We start from the raw sequence: 20,450 nt of genomic DNA on the forward strand, positions 1-20,450 counted from the left end.
CGGGGCAGACCGACCTCGGTCGTGATGTAACTGACGCGGTTGACGGTGTGGTCGAGCACGGTCGCGTAGTCGACGTACTCCGCCCGCCACCGGTGGATGACCACCACGTGGGGCTGGACCGACGCACTCATCGCGGATCCTTCGTCGTCGTTGGGATGGACCAACCGCTCACCGGCAGATGGGCGCGCGGGCGTGGCGCATCGCACCAGCCACGTGCGAGGGCAGCGTTTGGCGTTGAGGTGGAGGTGGTTGGATCTCTCGGATGTTCGGGAGGCCGGGCGAGGGCCGCTGCTGCCATACTGATGCTGCGAGCGTCCTCTTGAACTTCGACCGGCCGTTCAGCTGGTCAGCGGCGGTGCCACGCGGGGCCCGCACGCATGGTGAACCGTCGGGGATCTGACGGTACGTCTAGCGCTGACACTCGCATCGGCAACGGTCGAGCAACTCGACCGACCCGTCGGAGCGGCTCGCGCCGTCAGACGTTTGTTGCACGAAGACCCCCGTTTTTGACCGCCGTTGCAATATCTTGATCGTATGGCAGGCCTGATGATTCGCACAAGGCTTTTCGTCATGTCGGGTTCAAGAACGGACGGGCTCCGCCGAAGCGCCCGCCCGACGATCCGCGCCGGTGCCGGATCGCCTTGACCCCACGCCGACAGCTCATCTGAGATCGAGTCACCTGACAAGACACCACATCAGCAACTCTGCAGGTCGGTTGGGTCTCCTGAGGGTGAACGCAATGTGCTCGGCGTCGGGCCGGGTCCTCGAATCGGGCGTCGACGGCCTCGGCCCCAGGCCCCCCTCCGATCTCCACGGCCCTCCACCGGGCCGCTGCGGTCGATCCTGCGTTCCCGGCGGGGCTCGCACCCCCGGAGGCGCCGTAGGGCCGGCGCGACTCACCCGTTCGGCCGGACGCCGGGCCGCCGCCGTGCCGCCGGGGACGTCTGCGGCCGGCCCCTCGGGTGCAGGCACCCGGCAGCCGACCCGCACCGCGCTGCGCCGTCCGGGTGGCATTGCCGGGCCCGACCGGCGGGGACCGCGCGCCTCCGGCCGCATGGACGGCGACGGCGGGAATGGTGGTCGGTCGGTAGTGGTGTGCGGCCGACGACGGGAGAGATCAGTGGCCTCATCAGCGGAAGGGCAGCGGCGGCCGGTGCCGCAGCTCCTCACGGGGCAGAAGGCGTTGGTGACCGGGGCGAACTCCGGGATCGGCAGGGCGACGGCGGTCGCCCTGGGCCGGGCCGGTGCGGACGTGGTCGTCAACTACGTCTTCGGACCGGAGGCGGCGGAGGAGGTCGTCGAGGAGATCCGGTCATTCGGGGTGCGTGCCTACGCGCACCAGGCCGACGTCGCCCAGGAGGACCAGGTCGTCGCGATGGTCGCACGGATGGTCGAGGAGTTCGGCACGATCGACGTCATGGTGGCCAACGCCGGGTTGCAGCGGGACGCCGCCATCGCCGACATGACCGTCGAGCAGTGGCACAAGGTGCTGGACGTCAACCTGACCGGCCAGTTCCTCTGCGCCCGTGAGGCGGCGAAGGAGTTCCTCCGCCGCGGCGTCGTCCCCGAGGTCTCCCGCTCCGCCGGCAAGATCATCTGCATGAGTTCCGTCCATCAGATCATCCCCTGGGCCGGCCACGTGAACTACGCCGCCTCCAAGGGCGGCGTCCTGATGCTGATGCAGACCCTGGCCCAGGAGCTCGCCCCGAAGGGGATCCGGGTCAACGCTGTGGCCCCGGGTGCCATCCGCACCCCGATCAACACCTCCGCCTGGAACACGCCCGAGGCCGAGGCGGCGCTGCTCACCCTGATCCCGTACCGGCGGGTCGGCGATCCCGAGGACATCGCCGACGCGGTGACCCTGCTGGCCTCCGACCTGATGGACTACGTCGTCGGGACGACGCTCTACGTCGACGGCGGTATGACCCTCTTCCCCGGCTTCGCCACCGGGGGCTGAGCCCCGATGCCCGCGTCGACGACCACCCGGGCGAACACCCGCCCGACGCCCGGACCGGGGCCGGAACCGTCCGCCCACCGAGCGCACGCAGCGGGAGCGTGAGATGAACGCAGCCGCTGCCCTCCTGGCCGACTCCACGCCCGGACAGCTCCTGCCCGCGCGGGAGATGATGGCGTTCACCCTCGCCTCCCACATCATGCTCGTGCCGTTCGGTGTGGCACTGCCGTTCGTCACGCTGGTCATGCACTACCGCGGCATGCGGAAGAACGATCCGGTCGCGCTCCTGCTGGCCCGCCGGTGGTCGGCCGTGATGGCCGTGCAGTTCGCCATCGGCATCGTCACCGGCACCGTGCTCTCGTTCGAGTTCGGGCTGTTGTGGCCGGGCATGATGGGCCGGTGGGGGACGTCTTCGGCCTCGGCTTCGGCGTCGAGGCCTGGGCGTTCTTCCTGGAGGCGATCCTGATCGCCATCTACCTGTACGGCTGGCGCAGGCTGAAGCCGCGGACCCACTTCTGGCTCGGCGTGCCGCTGCCGCTGGCAGCGCTGATGGGTGCCTTCGGGATCATCGCGGCGAACTCGTGGATGAACACCCCGCAAGGCTTCACCCTCGGCGCGGACGGCAACCCGGTGGACGTGACCGTCCGCCAGGCGGTCTTCACCCCGATGTTCGGCCCGGAGTACTGGCACTTCGTCGTGGCGATGTTCCTGACGGCCGGCTACGTCGTCGCCGGCGTGTACGCGGTGGGCTGGCTCCGCGGCCGCCGGGACCGCTACCACCGCCTCGGCTTCACTGTGCCGTTCACCGTCGCGGCGATCCTCACCCCGCTCCAGTTCTTCCTCGGCGACAACATCGCCCGGCAGGTCTTCCAGAAGCAGCCGATCAAGTTCGCCGCGACAGAACTGGTCTGGAACACCGGCACCCACGTCCCCGAATACCTCTTCGGCCGCCTCCAGGAGGACGGCACCGTCAAAGGTGGCCTCAAGTTCCCCCAACTCGACTCCATTCTCGCCGGATTCAGCCCCGACACCCAGGTCACCGGGCTCAGCTCGGTGCCCGCCGCCGACCGCCCCACCGCCACCCAGGCCACCATCGCGCACTGGGCGTTCGACATCATGGCCACCATCGGCAGCGTCCTCATCCTGCTCGCCCTCTGGTATGCCTGGTGCTGGTGGCGCCGCCGGGACCTGCCGGCATCCCGCTGGTTCTTCCGCAGCGCTGCCGTCGCCGGTGTCGCCAGCGTGATCACCGTGGAGTGCGGCTGGATCACGACCGAGGTCGGCCGCCAACCCTGGATCGTCTACCAGAACATGCGGGTCTCCGAGGCCGTGACCCCCACCGCGGCCGCCTCGCTCTGGACGATGTTCGGCATCGTCGCCGCGGTCTACGTCCTCATCTTCGGCGCGTTCCTCACCGTGCTGCTCAAGATGCGCACCCGCTGGCGCCTGGCCGGCTCCGGCGCCGCCGCAGCCTCTGTCGATCCCCCGAGACCGACACCCCGTACGGCCCGCGCGCCGAACACGCCGCCGCGGCGCCCGGCGCCGGTGGAGCACCGGGGAGCGAGTCGTGACGGCCGTCGTCGTCGCCTGGATCCTGCTGATCGCGATCGCCGCCTACGCCTGCGGCGGCGGCGTGGACTACGGCGCCGGCTTCTGGGACCTGCTGGCGGGCGGAGCCGAGCGCGGCAGGCGCCCCCGCTGGCTGATCGACCATGCCATGGCACCGGTGTGGGAGGTCAACAACGTCTGGCTGATCTTCGTCCTGGTGCTCATGTGGACGGGCTTCCCGGTGTTCTTCCAGACCGTGTTCACCGCGCTCTGGCTGCCGCTCGCACTCGCCGCCGTCGGCATGGTGCTGCGCGGCGCCGGGTTCGCGCTGCGCAAGCCCACGAAGCGCCTCGCCCAACGGCGCATCTACGGGGCCGTGTTCGCCATTTCGTCGCTGGTCACCCCGTTCTTCTTCGGCACGGTCGTCGGCGGCGTCGCCTCCGGTCGCGTCGCGCCCGGCACCACTGCCTCGGCCGATGTCTGGGCCAACACCACCTCGATCCTCACCGGCCTGCTGGCCGTCGCCGCCACCGCCCTCCTGGGCGCCGTCTTCCTCACCGCCGACGCCCGCCGGTTCGGTGCCGACGACCTGGTCGGCTACTTCCGGCTGCGCGCGTGGATCGGCTGCGCCATGGTGGTGGCCGTCGGCGTGATCGGCCTGAGCGTCACCGACCCGCACACGTCGTACGTCCACCACGGGCTCACCCACGGCCCGGGACTCTTCCTGGTCATCGCCGCCGCGGTGGCCCTGGCGGTCACGGCGGGGCTGCTGGCCGGCCCCGCTGCGGGATACGCCCGCTACTCCTCGGTCGCGGTGGTGGCGCTGTCGGTCGCCGCCTGGGGTGTTGCCCAGCGGCCCTACCTCGTGCCGACCTCGCTCACCGTCCAGCAGGGTGCCGGCGCGAGTGCGCCGCTGCAGTGGATGATCATTGTTGCGGCGGTCGCGCTGGTACTGATCGGCCCCGCCGTCGTCCTGCTGTACCGGCTGGACACCCACGGCGTGCTGGAACCCCTCACCGACGAGGACGTCACCGAATGAGGGCAGCGGCTGCCCGGCGCGGAGCCGGTCCTCAGCGGAGCCGTTCGGCGATGCGGTCGCCGACACGCAGGGCGTTGGCGATAGCGGTCAGGGACGGGTTCACCGCGCCGATGCTCGGGAAGAAGCTGGTGTCCACGACGTACAGGTTGTCGAGGTCGTGGGCCTTGCAGTCGACGTCGAGTGCCGAGGTCTGTGGATCGGTGCCGAAGCGGACGGTGCCGGCCTGGTGGGCGGTGGCGCCGATCGGCATGCCCTTGTGCAGGTAGAGACTGTGCGGGAGCAGGTGGTGCGGGTGCATGCCCAGCCTGCCGAGCATGCCGCGCAGCTTGTGCCGGAGCCGGTTCAGGCCCTCGATGTTGTTCTTCTCGTCGAGTGCGAGGTGGATGTCGCCGTTGCCGTCCAGGGTGACCCGGTTGTCCGGCCGGGGGAGGTCCTCGCCGCAGAGCCAGAAGTCCACCGCGTGGTGGGCCAGGACCTCGAAGGGCATGTCGGGTGAGGCGAGTCCGGCCCAGCGCGGCGCCTCGCCCCGGATCTGGTCGGCGTCCGACTTGCCGAGCATCTGGATGCCGCCGAGCGGGAACTCCCAGTCGTCCGCGCCCAGGTACCAGTCGTTCATGGCCAGGGTCTTCTGGAATCGGGTGTCGTTCGGCTCCTTCGACACCGCCATCAGTGCCAGGTTGTTGTGCCGCATGTAGTGGCGGCCGACCGTGTCGGAGCTGTTGGCCAGGCCGCCCGGATGCCGCTGGTTGGCCGAACGCAGCAGCAGAGCAGCGGAGTTGACCGCCCCGCAGGCGACCACCACGATGTCGCCGCGGAAGGTCGTGGCCGAGCCGTCGGCCAGTTCCGCGACCACGCCGGTCACCGTCCGGCCGCCGTCGTCCGTCTCCAGCCTTCGGACGTTGGCGCCGGTGACCATGCTCACGTTGTCGTGCTCCAGCGCGGGCTCGACGCAGATCACCTCCGCGTCCGCCTTGCCGCGGACCAGGCAGGGGAATCCGTCGACCCGGTCGCAGCGGATGCACACGCTGTCGTGGGTCGCGCCGCCGTCGGCGTCCTGGATGAGGTTCACGCCGATCGGCAGGTGGAAGGGGTGCAGGCCGTGCTTCTCCAGGTCGTCGCTGAGCTGCTGGATCCGCGGTTCGTGCTGCACCGGCGGGTACTTGTACTGGGCGCTGACCGCTCCTTCGCCCGGGTCCTCGCCGTGGTGCCCGTGCACGAGGTAGAGATGTTCGGCCTCGGTGTAGAACGGCTCCAGATCCTCGTACCGGATCGGCCAGGCGGGGGAGAGGCCGCCGTGGTGCCGGATTTCGCCGAAGTCCTCGGGGCGCAGCCGGAAGAGCGCGGCGCCGTAGAACTTGGTGTTCCCGCCGACGTAGTAGTTGACCTCGGGCGGGAACGGGTCGCCGTGCTTGTCGTACCAGAACTCGGGGGCGCGGTACTTGCCCTTGACGAAGACGGCGGTGGACTCCCAGTTGTCGCGTTCGCGGGGCAGGTGGTCGCCGCGTTCCAGGATCAGGATGCGCTTGCCGGTGGGGGCGAGCCGGTGGGCGAGGGTGCCGCCGCCGGCTCCGGTGCCGATGATGATGACGTCGTAGTGCCGGTCGTCGGCCATGTCGGCCACCTTGCTGTCGTCGGGATGGGGGATGCCGTGCGTCGGCGGGTCAGAGGACCGCGATGGGGTTGACGGGTGAGCCGGTCGCACGGGGGAGCCGCAGCGGGGCGATGACGCACAGGAAGGACCACCGGCCCTGCCGTGCGCAGATCGGCGCCAGGTCCTCGAACTGGAGGTAGTCGAGGAGGTGGATCCCGAGCGCGTGGATCGCCAGCACGTGCACCGGGAAGTCCACGCCGTCGGTGGGGCTGGGCGCGGTGTCGTTGTTGCCGTCACCGCCGAGGACCGCGACCCGGCGCTCGGCGAGGAACTCCACGGCGGTCGGGTGCAGCCCGGCCCGATGGTGCGCCGCGTCCCAGGCGCCCCTCTCGGTGCGCCTGCGACGGTGGCCGACCCGGACGAACAGCAGGTCGCCCTCGCCGACCCGGACGTCCTGGGCGGCCTCGGCGGCCAGCAGGTCGTCGGCGGTCACGTGGTCGCCGGGTTCGAGCCAGGGGATGCCGCGCAGCCGGGGGATGTCGAGCAGCACGCCCCGGCCGACGATCCCGTCGCGCGCCGTCTCCACCGCGAGCGCGGTGGCGCCCGCCGGGGTGACGGTCGTCGCGGGCACGCCCCCGTGGAGGGTGCCGTCGTAGACCACGTGACACAGCGCGTCGAGGTGGCTGTCGGCGTCACCGTGCACGTTCATGCCGAACCGGTCGGTGGCGAAGTGCAGCCCGTGGGCGTGCTCCTCGTCCTCGGGCGGCCCGGTCGGCGTGTGGCCGGCGGGGTGCGGGTTGTCCGGACCGGGTTCGGTCTCGATCGCCGCGGCCATCGTCACCGTGAGACCGAGGCGGACTTCGCCGGCTGCGGTGATGACGCGCTCCGGTCCGATGGTGTCCAACGCGCCCCGGGCGCCGCCGACGGCGTGCTGCCGCAGTCGGCGGTAGAGGGCCGCGAAGTCGTCCTGACTCTGGCGCACGGGTCGGGCGGGCCTGTTCTGTGCCTGCATGGACGTCGCTCCTGAGGATCGGTCAGTCGCGCCGCCGGTCGAGGGCCTCGTCGAGGGTGCTCGCCGCCATGATCAGCGACAGATGGGTGAACGCCTGGGGGAAGTTGCCGAGTTGTTCTCCGCTGGGGCCGATCTCCTCGGCGAACAGGCCGACGTGGTTGGCGTAGGTGTGCATCTTCTCGAACGTGTAGCGGGCGGGCCGGAGCCGGCCGGCGCGGGCGAGGGCGTCCACGTAAAGGAAGGTGCAGAGGCTGAAGGTGCCCTCCGAGCCGCGCAGTCCGTCCGGGGAGGCTGCCGGGTCGTAGCGGTAGACGAGGCTGTCGGAGACCAGCGTGCGGTCCATCGCGTCCAGGGTGGACAGCCAGGACGGGTCCCGTGGCGAGATGAAGCCCACGCGGGGCATGAGCAGCAATGAGGCGTCCAGGACGGCGGCGCCGCCGTAGTGCTGGATGTAGGCGTGCGCCTCGTCGCTCCATCCGCGCTCCATGACCTGGAGGAGGATGCTGTCGCGGGCCTTCGTCCAGCGCGCGGTGTCGGCGGGGCGGCGGAAGTGGTCGGCCAGGCGCAGGCCGCGGTCGAAGGCGGCCCAGCACATCACCCGGCTGTAGGTGAAGTCCTGACGCCCGCCGCGGGTCTCCCAGATGCCCTCGTCGGGGCGGTCCCAGTGATCGGCCAGCCAGTCCAGGCTGCGGGAGAGGACCTTCCAGCCCTGGTAGCCGGCCTGGGAGGCGAGCTCGCGGCCCTCGGAGAGGGCGTACATCGCCTCGCCGTAGATGTCGAGCTGCAGTTGGTCCGCGGCGGCATTGCCGAGCCGCACCGGTGCGGAGCCGCGGTAGCCCTCCAGGTGGCCGAGGATCTCCTCCGTCAGGATGGGCTTGCCGTCGACCCGGTACATGATCTGCAGGGGTTCGCCGTCCGTGCCCGCCGATTCGCGCAGCCGGTCACCGAGCCAGTGGGTGAAGGCGGTGGCCTCCTCGACGAATCCGAGGTCGAGCAGGGCCCGGACGGACAGCGAGCCGTCGCGGACCCAGGTGTAGCGGTAGTCCCAGTTGCGTTCGCCGCCGACCTGCTCCGGCAGGCCCATGGTCGCGGCGGCCACCGGTGCGCCGGTGGGTGCGTAGGTGAGCAGTTTGAGGGTGATGGCGGACCGGTCGACCATGCCGGGCCACCGGCCGCGGTAGCGCGAGCCGCGCACCCACCGCTGCCAGAAGTCGGCGGCGTCCCAGAGCTGCTGTGTGACCCCGTCGACGGTGGGAGTCGGCGGTGCCGGCCCGTCGGGGTCGCACACGGTCAGGACGACCGCTGCCGATTCGCCGACCTTCAGGGTGACGGATCCGCGCAGGTCATGGCCGTCCCGTTCGATGGGGAAGGTGCTCTGGACGTGCGCGCAGACACCCGGTGCGCGGAAGACCGCGCTCTCGGGCCGCAGGTCGAGTTCGTGGGTCGCCCGCCCGTAGTCGAACCGGGGACGGCACTCCATGTCGAAGCGCACGGTCCCGCGTACGGTGCGCGCGGTCCGGATCAGGGTGTGGCGGTCCGTCGGCGTGCGGGTGCTGTTCGGCGGCATCCAGTCGATCAGCTCGCCCACCCCGTCGGGGGACATGAAACGCGTGACCAGGACGGCGGTGTCGGGGTAGTACAGCTGCTTGCAGGTCACGGAGGGATCGTCGGGCGCGAGCAGGAAGTAGCCGCCGCGATCATGGTCGAGCAGGGCCGCAAAGATGCTGGGGGAGTCGAACCGGGGTGCCGCGAACCAGTCGACCACGCCCCGCGAGGTCACCAGCGCGGCGGTCTGCAGGTCGCCTATGAGGCCGTGCTCGGCGATGGGCGGGTAGCGGTCCATGTGTGTCCCCAGGTCAGCGGAGTCCCTTGAGGTCACCATCGGCCAGGACCGGCCGGCGCGCCCGTCGCGGCAGTGGCGCCCGCTGCGGCAGTCGTATGAGGCCGCGGCGCGTCGTGCGGCCGTGGCCGGCCGTCCCGGCGGGCGAGATCCGGCAGGAGTCGGCGCCCGGTCCGGGGCACCGAGCGGTGGAGGCCGGGAACAGCGGGGTCCACTTCCCCGGGGTGGGCCCGGAGGGTACCGAAGCGGCGTCGTGGCGGCATGTCGGGTGGTGGCGGGCGGGACCCGCCCGACCAGACGAACCGGCGTTGCCAAGTCACCCGGATGGCCTGGCGTTTCGGCGGCGACCGGCTAACATGAGGTGTCCTCATGTTCTCTTGGCGTCCTCAGTGCCATCGCGAACGCCGTCAGAGCCGTCGTGAACAGGGAGTCCGCTCATGCCGCACCACCTCGACCTCCCGCAGGGCTTCCGCTGGGGAGCCTCCACGGCCGCGTACCAGATCGAGGGGGCCGTCGACGAGGACGGGCGGGGGTCGTCGGTCTGGGACGTGTTCGCCGCCCGCCCCGGCGCCGTCCGGGACGGCCACACCGGCGCGGTGGCCTGCGACCACTACCACCGCTGGCCCGAGGACATCGCCCTGATGCAGGGCCTCGGCCTCGACGGCTACCGCTTCTCCCTCGCCTGGCCCCGCATCCGGCCCACCGGCACCGGCCCGGTCAACGAGGCCGGGATCGCCTTCTACGACCGCCTGGTGGACGGCCTGCTGGCAGCCGGCATCACCCCGCTGCCCACCCTCTTCCACTGGGACCTCCCGCAGGCGCTGGAGGACGGGGAGGCTGGCTCGACCGGGACACCGCGTACCGCTTCGCCGAGTACGCCGCCGTGGCGGCCGACCGGCTCGGCGACCGCGTCCCCGCCTGGATCACCCTCAACGAGCCCTTCGTGCACATGGTCTACGGCTACGCCCTCGGCATCCACGCCCCGGGGCGGGCGCTGATGCTCGACGCGCTGCCCGCCGCCCACCACCAGCTGCTGGGCCACGGGCTGGCCGCCGCGGCGCTGCGCGAACGCGGCCTGCAGGTGATGATCGCCAACAATCTCACCCCCGTCCGCCCGGCCACCGACGACCCCGCCGACGTCGAGGCCGCCACCGCCTACGACGCCCTGCACAACAGGCTGTTCACCGACCCGCTCCTGCTCGGCCGCTACCCGGACCTGTCGGCGTTCGGCCTCACCGAGGACCTCGGCGGTGTCGTCCGCCCGGGCGATCTGAAGCTGATCTCCGCCCCCGGCCTCGACGGCCTCGGCGTCAACTACTACAACCCCACCCGCATCGCCGCCCCCGCCGACCCCGCCCTCCCCTTCACCGAAGCCCCGATCGAGGGCGTCCCCCGCACCGCCTTCGACTGGCCCGTCGTCCCGGACGGACTGCGCGAACTCCTAGTCGGCCTCCGCGACCGCTACGGCGCCGCACTGCCGCCGATCACCATCACCGAGAACGGCTGCTCGGTCGCCGACGCACCCGCCGCCGACGGCACCGTGGACGACCCCGACCGTATCTCCTACCTCGCGGGCCACCTCGACGCCGTCGCCGCGGCCGTTGCCGAGGGCGTCGACGTCCGCGGCTACTACACCTGGTCCCTCCTCGACAACTTCGAGTGGGCCGAGGGCTACCACCAGCGCTTCGGCCTGGTCCACGTCGACTTCGAGACGCAGGTGCGCACTCCGAAGGCGTCGTACGCCTGGTACCGCGACCTGATCGCGGCGCACCGAGCGTCCCCCGGACGGTAGTGGGGACGCGCGGCAGGCGAAGTGGACCGGCGGGCCCCTCGGTCGACATGCACCGATCGACGGCCGGCGGGTCGGTACGTCGGTGGGGTCGGTGACGAGTGCGCCGCGAAGGGTGGGCGTCAACCGCCGCGAGAAGGCGGCAGCGAACACCCTGGTCGCCCTCCGGTCGATCCGCGCGGCCCGCCCGGATGGCGTCCCGATCTACGTCATCCTGGACAACCTGTCCGCCCACAAGGGCGAGACGATCCGGAACTGGGCCGGGAAGCACCGGGCCGAGCTGTGCTTCACCCCGACCTACGGGTCCCGGGCCAACCCGATCGAGGCGTACTTCGGGCCACTGCGGCAGTTCACGATCGCCAACTCCCACCACCGCAACCACACCGTCCAGACCCGCGCCCTGCACGCCTACCTGCGCGGGCGCAACACCAACGCCCGCCACCGCGGAGGGCCTCGGGGTCGTCTTGCCCGAGCTGGACGAACCATGGGGCGGCATGCCCGTGTACGTCGACGCCGGGCTCGGCCGGCGGGTGCACGACGAGGGGTTCCACGGGATACGGAACCGGAGCGAGTTGCTCGCGCGCTGCGAGACGCCGGAGGAGGCCGTGACCTGCGTGGTGACCGTCCTGCCGGAGGGGCTCGGGCCGGCGCGTTAAGGCGTTGCGCCCTATCGGTGAAGCAGCGTGGCCTCCCGCCCTCAGGGCGCTGAGACGTTCCCCGCGTCGACGGATCCGCCCTCGCCGTTGTCGCGGAAGGTGATTGCCTCCCGCGACAATACCGAGAGCAGGACACTAGCCGGTGTCCGCGCCGAGGAGTACCCGTTCCCGGACCGCGGTGAAGTCGGATTCGGCGCCGGCACCCCGGCGTCGGCCCCGCGCGCTGCCGGCCCGGCCCAGCAGGAACGCCGCCGGCACCGAGACCAGTCCGGAGCTCTGGAGCGGGAACCAGTGGAAGTCGGCGTGCGGGAAGAGGGCGAGCGCGGAGCCCGAGACGGTCGGCGAGAACAACTGGAGCCCGATCGAGCAGAGCAGGCCGCCGTACACCGTCCAGAGCAGTCCGGTGCGGTTGTAGCGGCTCCAGAAGAGGCTGTACAGCAGCGCGGGCAGCACGGAGGACGCGGCGATGGTGACCGAAAGTGAGGACAGGAACTGCACGTTGTAGCCCTGTGCGGCGATGGCGAGCACGATGCCCAGGGCGCCGACCGCCACCACCGACAGACGCACCGTGCGCACCTCGCCGGCCGGCGGGAGCGTGCCGCGCCGCACGGCGTGGGCGTGCAGGTCGTGGGCGAGAGCGGCGGCTGCCGCGAGGGTGATGCCGGCGACCACCGCCAGCACCGTGACGAACACCGCGCAGGCGACGGCGGTGAACAGCGCGCTGCCCGCCGCCGTGCCGGTGCCGCCCTGGAGAACGCCAGCGAGCAGCAGCAGGGCACCCTGGCCGTTGGGGTTGACCGCGCCGATCACCTTGTCGCCGACCAGCGCTGCGGCACCGAGGCCCAGCACGGACACGATCAGGCAGAAGGCGCCGACCATGCCGACGGCATGGCGGGTGGAGCGCCGAGCGGCGGTGCCGTCGGCGGAGGCGTTCACCCGCATGATCATGTGCGGCATGCAGGCCGCGCCGAGGATGACGGTGAGCTGCAGACCGATGAAGTTCAACCACCCTTCGGCGCTGGTGCCCAGTTGCAGGCCGGGGCGCAGGTAGGCGCCCGGCCGCCCGCTGTTGGCGGCGGCGGCGGTGAGCAGCGCGTCGACGCTCCAGTGGAAGTGGCCGAGGACCAGAACGGCCACCACGACCACCGTGCCGAACGTGAGCACGAACTTGATGATCTGCACCACGCTGGTGCCCTTCATGCCGCCCACCACGGTGTAGCAGATCATCAGGGCGCCGATGAGGACGGTGCAGGTCCGCTGCGCGCCGGCACCGACCATGCCGAGGAGCAGCGCCGTGGCCGAGCCCGCGCCGGAGAGCTGCACCACCAGGAAGGGCACCGACACGGCGAGGGTCGCCACGGCCGCGGCGATCCTGGGGGCAGCGCCGCCGGCGCGCAGCGCCAGGACGTCGCCGAGGGTGTAGTGGCCGGCGTTGCGCAGCGGCCGGGCGATCAACAGGAGGACGCCGAGTGCCATGACGGTGCTGAGGGCCAGGGTGAAGCCGTCGTAGCCGGACATGGCGACGACGCCGGTGGTGCCGAGCAGGGTGGCGGCGGATATGTAGTCGCCGGAGAGGCCCAGGCTGTTCTGAAGGGGCGTCAGGGTGCGGCCGGCGGTGTAGAAGTCGGCGATCTCGTCGCCGTCGGGGCCGACCATGACGCACAGCAGCATGCACACGCCGATGACCACCAGGAAGGAGACGAGGATCATCGCCTGGGTGTTCGCGCCGAGGATGTCTTTCATCGTCTCGCTCCCTGACGGTCGGTCCGGTGCTGTTCGTACGGGCTCCGGTGGCGGTCGTCGTACCGCTGCTCGTATCGCTCTGCGCGTCGTTCTCCGCGTCGCTCGCGAAGGCCGTCGGCGACCGGGTCGCACTGCCCGGTCGACCGGCGGTCGTAGTGGGCGGCGGTCCACAGCAGCAGGACACCCTGGAAGAGGCCGAGGAGGATCCCCAGGTTGATGCGGCCGATCACCTCCGTGGCCAGCAGCCCGCTGCCGGTGCAGGCCGACAGCACGATGATCCCGAAGCAGGCGGCGTTGGTGACGGCGAACCTGCGGGCGAGGCGTGCGGTCGAGCGGTGCAGCGCGGCGAGTCCGCCGACGGCCGGGTCGAGCGCGGCGACCGCCGGCGCGTCCGGGGGCGGAGCGGGGCGGTCCGCGCGGCGGTGGGGCCGGAAGTTGTCGGGCGGAGGGTGCGCGGCCGGCATGGGGGTGCTCCTCGGGCGGGGTGGGGGTGGGGTTCGGCTGCCTTCCGGGTGCACCGGCGGAGGGGTGGTCCGGGACGGGCCGGGTGGGCGCGGGGGCGGGGTGGTTGCACCGCCGCACCCCGGAGCAGCGAGCTAAGCGGCCGCTTAGAGCCGCTAAGCGTTTGCTTAGAATGGGGGTGGTGCAATCCGCTGTCAACCCGTCCGTCGTGACTGAATGCCGGTTGTGCCGACGGTGGTTCGGGCGGCATCGGCGGTGCCGGGTGGGACCGTTTCGCGCTGATCCCGATCGCGCACGCCCGTGGCGCTGTCGACGCGCGCCGCCGCCGACGCGCGCCGCCGCCGACGCGCGCTGCATCGTGCGAGCCGGTGGGCCGACCCTTTACTACTCATAAGTAACTTGACTGAACGCTTGCTTAGTAAATGGGGCGGCCGTAGCCTCAGTCGCCATGTGGTCCGCCACACACCCTCCGGCCGAGGCGACCTCCCCAGCCCGGCCCGGCCTGCCCACTCCCTCCGCGCCCCCCACGCGCCGAAGACAGGGACACCTCATGACCACGAGGACGCTCTCGCCGCACGAAACCACCCCCGCCCGACTCCCCGTCGTTCACCGCCTGTGGGACCGCCGGCTCCCGCACTACCCCGCAAACGGTCAGCGCTACCGGTACTTGGCCATCACCGTCCTCGCGACCGTGGTGCTGTACTACGAGCTCTACATCCAGGGCGCCGTGGCGACGCAGATCATGTCGGACCTGCACCTGTCGTTCACCTCGTTCGTCCTCGTCTCGGTCGTCGGCAACCTGGTCGGCGCCTTCGCGTCGCTCTTCGCCGGCCTGGCCGACCGCTGGGGACGGGCCAACCTCGTCGTCGTCGGCCTGCTGATCACGGCGCTGCTCGTCGGGGTGGGCCTGCCGCACGCGCCGAACAAGGCGTTGTACACGACGCTGTTCGCGATGCTCGGTCTCGTCGAAGGCGTCGTCCTGGTGGCCACGCCGGCGCTGATCCGGGACTTCTCACCCCAGGTCGGCCGCGGGGCGGCCATGGGCTTCTGGACGCTCGGCCCGGTCCTGGGCAGCCTCGTGGTGACCGAGGTGTCCAGCCACACCCTGCCCGGCCACCCCGACTGGCGCTTCCAGTTCCACCTGTGCGGCACCATCGGCGCGGTCGTCTGGCTGGTGGCCCTGTTCGGCCTGCGGGAGCTCTCCCCGGCCCTCCGCGACCAGCTCATGGTGAGCCTGCGTGACCGGGCACTGATCGAGGCACGCGCCGCGGGCACCGACCCGGAGCAGGCGCTCAAGGGGCACTGGCGGCAGATGCTGCGCCTCGACGTCGTCGGCCCGGCCTTCGCGATCAGTGTCTTCCTGCTTCTGTACTACGTCCTCTCCGGCTTCGCGGTCGTGTACTTCGCGACCGTCTACGGGTACTCGTCGGCCCGGGCCAACTCGCTGGCCAACTGGTACTGGATCGCCAACGCCGTCGCGCTCGTCGTCGTCGGCGTGCTGTCCGACCGTCTCCGCGTGCGCAAGCCGTTCATGGTCCTCGGTACGACGATCAGTCTGGTCGGCACCGTCCTGTTCGCGCTGTCGGCCACGCACCACCAGGGCTACCACACGCTCGCGGTGTACTTCGTCCTCGGCGCATCGGGCGTCGGCATGACCTACGTCGCCTGGATGGCGGGCTTCACCGAGACCGTGGAGCGGCACAATCCCGCAGCCACCGCGACCGGACTCGCCGTCTGGGGCTGGATCCTCCGGCTGGTGGTGACCGTCTCCCTGGCGGTACTGACCCTGGTCGTGCCGGCGACCTCGACCCTGGCCGACCACGGTGCCCAGGTGCAGGAACTGGCGGCGAAGTACAGGGAACCGCTGGGTGTGCTGCAGTCCCTCGACCCGGCGACGTCGAAGGCGATCTCCGCCGACCCCGGCGACGTCCCGGCCCTGGCCGAGGCCCTGGGCGAAGTGGCCCGCGAGCAGGGCGCGTCGCCGGCACGGGCCCGGGCCGTTTCGGCCGCCGTCGTCGAGCGGGCACCCCAGCTGGCGGCCGTCCGGGTGGTGCCCCCGCCGACGCTGGCGGCGCTGCGGGCCGACCCGGCCGACCCGGTGGCCGGTTCCGCCGCGGTGAGCGCGATCGTGGAGAAGCTGCACGTCACCCCGGTGCAGGCGACCGCGCTGCTGCGGAGCCTGGCCGACCCGGCGGTGCAGTCAGACCTGCAACTGGTCGACGGGTACGCGACGGTGCTGAAGTCCGCGAGCACGGCCGTGCCGGCGGCCGACCTGGCCTACCTCCGGGCGCACGGAGCCCAGGTGCGGAAGGCCGCCGAGGACGGCCCGCGCCAGTGGCGGACCTGGTGGTGGATCTGCGCCGCCGGACAGCTCCTCCTCCTGCCGTTCGTCTTCCTGATGGCCGGCCGGTGGAGCCCGCGCAGGGCCCGTGAGGACGAGCGGGCCCACGAGGCGGGGAACCAGCGCGAACTGGCCGCCCTCGAAGGCGCGTCCGCCTGACCGGCCCCGGGCCCGGGGCACTCCTCCGGGTGCCCCGGCCCGGACCACTTCCCGACCCCGTTCACCCACCCGAGCTGCGCCACGACCGCACCACGCCCACGATCCGGAGTGCCCCCATGAGCTTCAACCTCGCCACCGCGCTGCGGGAGTCGCGCAACGCCCATCCGGACAAGCCGCTCTGCCACTACGCGGAAACGTCCTTCAGCTACGCGCAGATCGACGAGATGTCCGGCCGGGTCGCGAGCCGCCTGCTCTCCCTCGGGCTGCGGCGGGGTGACAAGGTCGCCGTCCAACTGCCCAACGTGCCGGAGTTCCTGTGCACCTACTTCGGGATCCTCAAGGCGGGGCTGACGATGGTCCCGCTGAACCCGCTGCTGCGCGCCCCGGAGATCGCCTACCACCTGGGCGACGCCGATGTGAAGCTGCTCGTGACCTTCGAGTCGTTCGCCGACGAGGCCCTCGAAGGCGCGGAGCAGGTCGGGGGTGTGCGGACGTACGTGGTCACGACACTGGCCGGCCGGGGCCTCCCGGAGGGCACGAATCCGTACGACGAGCTCTGTTCCGGCGAGGACACCGGCGACATCGCGCCGACCGACGCGGACGAGACCGCCGTGCTGCTGTACACCTCGGGCACGACCGGCCGGCCGAAGGGCGCCGAACTCACGCACTTCCAGCTCTACATGAACTGCACCGTTTCGGGAGAGCTGTTCGGCTTCCGCGAGGACGACGTCGCGGTGGCGGTGCTACCGCTGTTCCACGTCTTCGGGTTGTCGAGCGTCCTCAACGTTTCCGTGCGCTCCGGCGGCACGGTGGTCCTCGTGCCACGGTTCGAGGCAGAGCCGCTGCTCGACGCCGTGGAACGGCACCGCTGCACGATCTTCTCCGGCGTACCCACCATGTACGTCGCGCTGCTGTCCGCGGACACCGCGGGCCGGGACCTCACCTCCCTGCGGGTCGGCGTCTCCGGCGGAGCCGCGATTCCCGGCGAGGTGATCCGCGCCTTCGAGGAGAAGTTCCCGGGCGTCGTGATCCTGGAGGGCTACGGGTTGTCGGAGACCGCGAGCACCGCGACCTTCAACATCAGCGCCGAGGAGCGGAAGGTGCTCTCGGTCGGCAAGCCCGTCTGGGGCGTCCAGGTGCGCGTCGTCGACGAGCACGACGAGCCGCTCCCCCGGGGCCCGGCCACGTCGGCGAGATCGTCATCCGTGGCCACAACGTCATGAAGGGCTACCACAAGAGGCCCGACGCCACCGCCGAGGCCCTCAGGAACGGGTGGTTCCACACCGGCGACCTCGGCTACGCCGACGACGACGGGTACCTCTTCATCGTCGACCGGACGAAGGACCTCGTCATCCGCGGCGGTTACAACGTGTACCCGCGTGAGGTGGAGGAGGTCCTGTTCACGCATCCGGCGGTGGCCGAGGCGGCCGTCGTCGGCAGGTCCGACCCGCGCCTCGGCGAGGAGGTGCTGGCCTACGTCGCGCTCAAGCCGGGCGCGTCGGCCACGCCCGAGGAGATCCGCGCGTACTGCCGGGACCGCGTCGCCGCGTACAAGTACCCGCGGGAGGTGCGCGTCGTCGACGCGCTGCCGAAGGGGCCGACGGGCAAGGTCCTGAAGAACCGTCTCCGCGGGTGATCAGCGGGCGCCGACGATGCGCAGGGCGATCTCGGCGTACCGGTCGGCGATGTCCTCGGGGCTCCAGTCGCTGTCGTCGGCGTACCAGCGGCCGATGTCGATGCCCAGCGACAGCAGGACGACGCCGGCCATGCGCGGGTCGGGGGTCGAAGCGGCCGGCGGCGACACCCGCCTCGACGAGCCCGAGGATCTCCCGCTCGATGAGGTCGCGCATCCCGCTGATCTCGGCGAGGTGCTCGGGGCTGAGCGCGGCCAGCTCGTAGTTCACGATCCGGGCGCCGGTGTGCGCGCGGGCGTGGTGGAGGGCGAAGTCGTGGACCAGCCGGCGCAGCGCCGCGGTCGGGTCGTCGGAGGACGCGATCGCCTCCTGCACCAGTCGCACGGTGCGCTCGTGGCCCGACCGCGCGATCACGTAGAGGAGGTCCTCCTTGGACTTGTGGTGCATGTAGAGCGCCGCCGGGCTCATCCCGGCCGCGGCGGCGATGTCGCGCGTTGTCGTGCCGTGGAAGCCCTTCTCGGCGAACACGCTGACGGCCGCCTTGAGCAGCCTGGCCCGGGTCGCGTCGGCGCGGGAAGTGAAGGTATCGGTCATCGCGCGTCCATTCTTCCCGACTCCGGGCGGGCGGCGATACCGGGGGCGCCGCTGTGACGCGGGCCACAGCGACTCGGCGGGACGGCCCGTTGACGGCGGCGCGGTGCCTGCCCCAGCCTGTGGATTAAGCAAGCGCTTAGTCAGTAAGCAAGCGCTTAGTCGGTGCGAGAGGAAAACCATGCCCGAAGCCGTGATCGTCGCCACCGCCCGTTCGCCGATCGGCCGAGCGTTCAAGGGCTCCCTGAAGGACCTGCGCCCCGACGACCTCGCCGTCCAGATGCTCCGGGCGGCCCTCGCCGAGGTGCCCCAGCTCGACCCCGGGACGATCGACGACCTGGTGCTCGGCTGCGGCCAGCCGGCCGGGGAGTCCGGCTTCAACATCGCGCGGAACGTGGCCGTCCTCGCCGGACTGGACGGGGTGCCGGGCACCACGGTGAACCGCTACTGCTCGTCCAGCCTGCAGAGCAGCCGGATGGCGCTGCACGCGATCAAGGCGGGTGAGGGTGACGTGTTCGTCTCCGCGGGCGTGGAGACGGTGAGCCGCTACACCAGGGGCAACGCCGACGGCCTGCCCGACACCAGGAACCCGCTGTTCGCCGAGGCGGGGGCCCGCACCGAGCAGTTCGCGGCCGGCGGCCGGACATGGGTGGACCCGCGGACCCGGGGATGGCTGCCGGACGCCTACATCGCCATGGGGCAGACGGCCGAGAACGTCGCACGGCTGAAGGGCGTCAGCCGTGCGGAGCAGGACGCGTTCGCCGTGCGCAGCCAGAACCTCACCGAGAAGGCGATCATCGACGGCTTCTGGGAGCGCGACATCACCCCGGTGACACTGCCCGACGGCAGCAGGGTGACCAGGGACGACGGCCCGCGGGCCGGCGTCACCCTGGAGGCGGTCTCGGGGTTGCAGCCCGTCTTCCGGCCCGACGGCACCGTCACGGCCGGCAACTGCTGCCCGCTGAACGACGGCGCCGCCGCGCTCGTGATCATGTCGGACACGAGCGCGCGGGAACTCGGCATCACCCCCTTGGCCCGGATCGTCAGCACCGGAGTCTCGGGCCTGTCCCCGGAGATCATGGGCCTGGGTCCGGTCGAGGCCTCCGAGCAGGCTCTCAAGCGCGCCGGTCTGACCATCGGCGACATCGACCTGGTCGAGATCAACGAGGCGTTCGCCGCCCAGGTCGTCCCGTCCGCGCGCGACCTCGGCGTCCCGGAGGAGAAGCTCAACGTCAACGGGGGCGCGATCGCCGTCGGCCACCCGTTCGGCATGACCGGTGCCCGGATCACCAGCACCCTCATCAACTCGCTCCAGTGGCACGACAAGCAGTTCGGCCTGGAGACCATGTGCGTCGGCGGCGGCCAGGGCATGGCCATGGTGCTGGAACGTCTGTCGTGACCGCGGCGAACGACGGAGCGCGGCGAGCCGGCCCCGTGGACGCCGTCGTCCTCGACTACGGAGGAGTCCTCACCCGACCGGTCCGCGACTCGATCGCGGCGTGGCTGGAGACCGACGGCATCGAGCCGGAGTCGTTCTCCCGCACGCTCAAGGCCTGGCTGTCCCGCGACGCCGAGGACGGCACGCCCGTCCACCGGCTGGAGACCGGCGAGCTGACCGTCGCGGAGTTCGACACGCTGCTCGCCGCCGAACTGCGCACGGTCCACGGCGGACCGGTCGACCCGGGCGGGCTGCTCGCCCGCCTGTTCGCCGGGATGCGTCCCGACCCGGCGATGTTCGAGCTGGCCGGTGAGCTGCGCGACCTCGGGATCCGGGTGGCCCTGCTGTCCAACAGCTGGGGCAACGCCTACCCGCGGGAGCGGATCGACGCGCTCCTCGACCCCGTCGTGATCTCCGGCGAGATCGGTCCTCGCAAGCCGCTGGCCCCGATCTACCGGCTCACCCTGGACCGGCTCGGTCTGCCGGCCCACCGGGTGCTCTTCGTCGACGACGCCGAGGCCAATGTGCTCGGTGCCCGTGCGGTCGGCATGCAGGCGCTGCGGCACACCGACGCCGACACCACGCGGGCCCACCTCGCCGACCTCGTCCCCGGCCTGTCCCGGCGGCCCGGCTCGGCCGCACCCCGGTCCTGA

At 71.5% G+C, this 20,450-nt stretch carries 13 protein-coding genes and 4 pseudogenes; 11 read left to right on the forward strand and 6 right to left on the reverse strand.

Annotated features, from left to right (window positions below; all coding sequences use genetic code 11):
• The first annotated feature begins 1,153 nt into the window (after window positions 1-1,153).
• From ABEB13_RS34975 to ABEB13_RS34985, 3 genes and pseudogenes are all read left to right on the forward strand, one after another.
• Window positions 1,154-1,957, forward strand: a complete 804-nt coding sequence (locus ABEB13_RS34975; RefSeq protein ID WP_345708696.1) for an SDR family oxidoreductase — start codon at window positions 1,154-1,156, stop codon at window positions 1,955-1,957.
• 196 nt (window positions 1,958-2,153) lie between these two features.
• A pseudogene (locus tag ABEB13_RS34980) lies at window positions 2,154-3,325 on the forward strand (cytochrome ubiquinol oxidase subunit I); the annotation flags it as partial.
• Between the two features lie 196 nt (window positions 3,326-3,521).
• Complete coding sequence (locus ABEB13_RS34985) at window positions 3,522-4,541, forward strand: cytochrome d ubiquinol oxidase subunit II (protein WP_345708697.1); 1,020 nt, start codon at window positions 3,522-3,524, stop codon at window positions 4,539-4,541.
• 31 nt (window positions 4,542-4,572) lie between these two features.
• Here the strand turns inward: ABEB13_RS34985 and ABEB13_RS34990 are convergent, their stop codons facing one another.
• From ABEB13_RS34990 to ABEB13_RS35000, 3 genes are read right to left on the reverse strand one after another with little or no spacing between them, the layout of a single operon-like run.
• Window positions 4,573-6,153 carry a GMC oxidoreductase gene (locus tag ABEB13_RS34990; protein WP_345708698.1) on the reverse strand — a complete coding sequence of 527 codons (1,581 nt, stop codon included), beginning with the start codon at window positions 6,151-6,153 and terminating at the stop codon, window positions 4,573-4,575.
• A gap of 49 nt (window positions 6,154-6,202) precedes the next feature.
• A complete protein-coding gene (locus ABEB13_RS34995) occupies window positions 6,203-7,144 on the reverse strand; it encodes a cyclase family protein (RefSeq protein ID WP_345708699.1) in 942 nt (313 codons plus the stop codon).
• 22 nt (window positions 7,145-7,166) lie between these two features.
• Complete coding sequence (locus ABEB13_RS35000; protein ID WP_345708700.1) at window positions 7,167-8,987, reverse strand: glycoside hydrolase family 15 protein; 1,821 nt, start codon at window positions 8,985-8,987, stop codon at window positions 7,167-7,169.
• 434 nt (window positions 8,988-9,421) lie between these two features.
• On the opposite strand from ABEB13_RS35000, the pseudogene ABEB13_RS35005 reads away from it, so the two are divergent.
• The 3 genes and pseudogenes from ABEB13_RS35005 (at window position 9,422) to ABEB13_RS35015 (ending at window position 11,429) form a co-directional block, all read left to right on the forward strand.
• Window positions 9,422-10,776: pseudogene (locus ABEB13_RS35005) on the forward strand (GH1 family beta-glucosidase).
• A 115-nt stretch (window positions 10,777-10,891) separates the two neighbouring features.
• Window positions 10,892-11,218, forward strand: a pseudogene (locus ABEB13_RS35010) (transposase); the annotation flags it as partial.
• A 49-nt stretch (window positions 11,219-11,267) separates the two neighbouring features.
• On the forward strand, window positions 11,268-11,429 hold the full coding sequence (locus ABEB13_RS35015) for a hypothetical protein (RefSeq protein WP_345710023.1): 162 nt from the start codon (window positions 11,268-11,270) through the stop codon (window positions 11,427-11,429).
• A gap of 135 nt (window positions 11,430-11,564) precedes the next feature.
• On the opposite strand, the gene ABEB13_RS35020 is transcribed toward ABEB13_RS35015, so the two are convergent.
• Complete coding sequence (locus tag ABEB13_RS35020; RefSeq protein ID WP_345708701.1) at window positions 11,565-13,172, reverse strand: sodium/solute symporter; 1,608 nt, start codon at window positions 13,170-13,172, stop codon at window positions 11,565-11,567.
• Window positions 13,169-13,636, reverse strand: a complete 468-nt coding sequence (locus ABEB13_RS35025) for a DUF485 domain-containing protein (RefSeq protein WP_345708702.1) — start codon at window positions 13,634-13,636, stop codon at window positions 13,169-13,171. Before ABEB13_RS35025 ends, ABEB13_RS35020 begins: the two co-directional genes overlap by 4 nt.
• 548 nt (window positions 13,637-14,184) lie before the next feature.
• Between ABEB13_RS35025 and ABEB13_RS35030 the strand changes: the two genes are divergently transcribed.
• The 3 genes from ABEB13_RS35030 to ABEB13_RS35040 all read left to right on the forward strand — a co-directional run bounded on the left by ABEB13_RS35030 (window position 14,185) and on the right by ABEB13_RS35040 (window position 17,770).
• Window positions 14,185-16,134 carry an MFS transporter gene (locus tag ABEB13_RS35030; protein ID WP_345708703.1) on the forward strand — a complete coding sequence of 650 codons (1,950 nt, stop codon included), beginning with the start codon at window positions 14,185-14,187 and terminating at the stop codon, window positions 16,132-16,134.
• Window positions 16,135-16,250: 116 nt separating this feature from the next.
• The gene (locus ABEB13_RS35035; protein ID WP_345708704.1) at window positions 16,251-17,357 is read left to right on the forward strand and encodes an AMP-binding protein; all 1,107 of its coding nucleotides are present in this window, start codon (window positions 16,251-16,253) and stop codon (window positions 17,355-17,357) included.
• Window positions 17,354-17,770, forward strand: coding sequence for an AMP-binding enzyme (locus ABEB13_RS35040; protein ID WP_345708705.1), 417 nt, complete (start codon window positions 17,354-17,356; stop codon window positions 17,768-17,770). The genes ABEB13_RS35035 and ABEB13_RS35040 overlap by 4 nt, the downstream gene beginning before the upstream one ends.
• Here the strand turns inward: ABEB13_RS35040 and ABEB13_RS40885 are convergent.
• Window positions 17,771-18,542 (reverse strand): annotated as a pseudogene (locus ABEB13_RS40885) (TetR-type transcription factor C-terminal domain-containing protein).
• Here ABEB13_RS40885 and ABEB13_RS35055 point away from each other — a divergent pair.
• The gene (locus ABEB13_RS35055) at window positions 18,541-19,758 is read left to right on the forward strand and encodes an acetyl-CoA C-acetyltransferase (RefSeq protein ID WP_345708708.1); all 1,218 of its coding nucleotides are present in this window, start codon (window positions 18,541-18,543) and stop codon (window positions 19,756-19,758) included. The pseudogene ABEB13_RS40885 and the gene ABEB13_RS35055 overlap by 2 nt on opposite strands.
• Window positions 19,755-20,450, forward strand: coding sequence for an HAD family hydrolase (locus tag ABEB13_RS35060; protein ID WP_345708709.1), 696 nt, complete (start codon window positions 19,755-19,757; stop codon window positions 20,448-20,450). Before ABEB13_RS35055 ends, ABEB13_RS35060 begins: the two co-directional genes overlap by 4 nt.

This window comes from Kitasatospora paranensis, assembly GCF_039544005.1.
Taxonomy (GTDB): Bacteria; Actinomycetota; Actinomycetes; order Streptomycetales; family Streptomycetaceae; genus Kitasatospora; species Kitasatospora paranensis.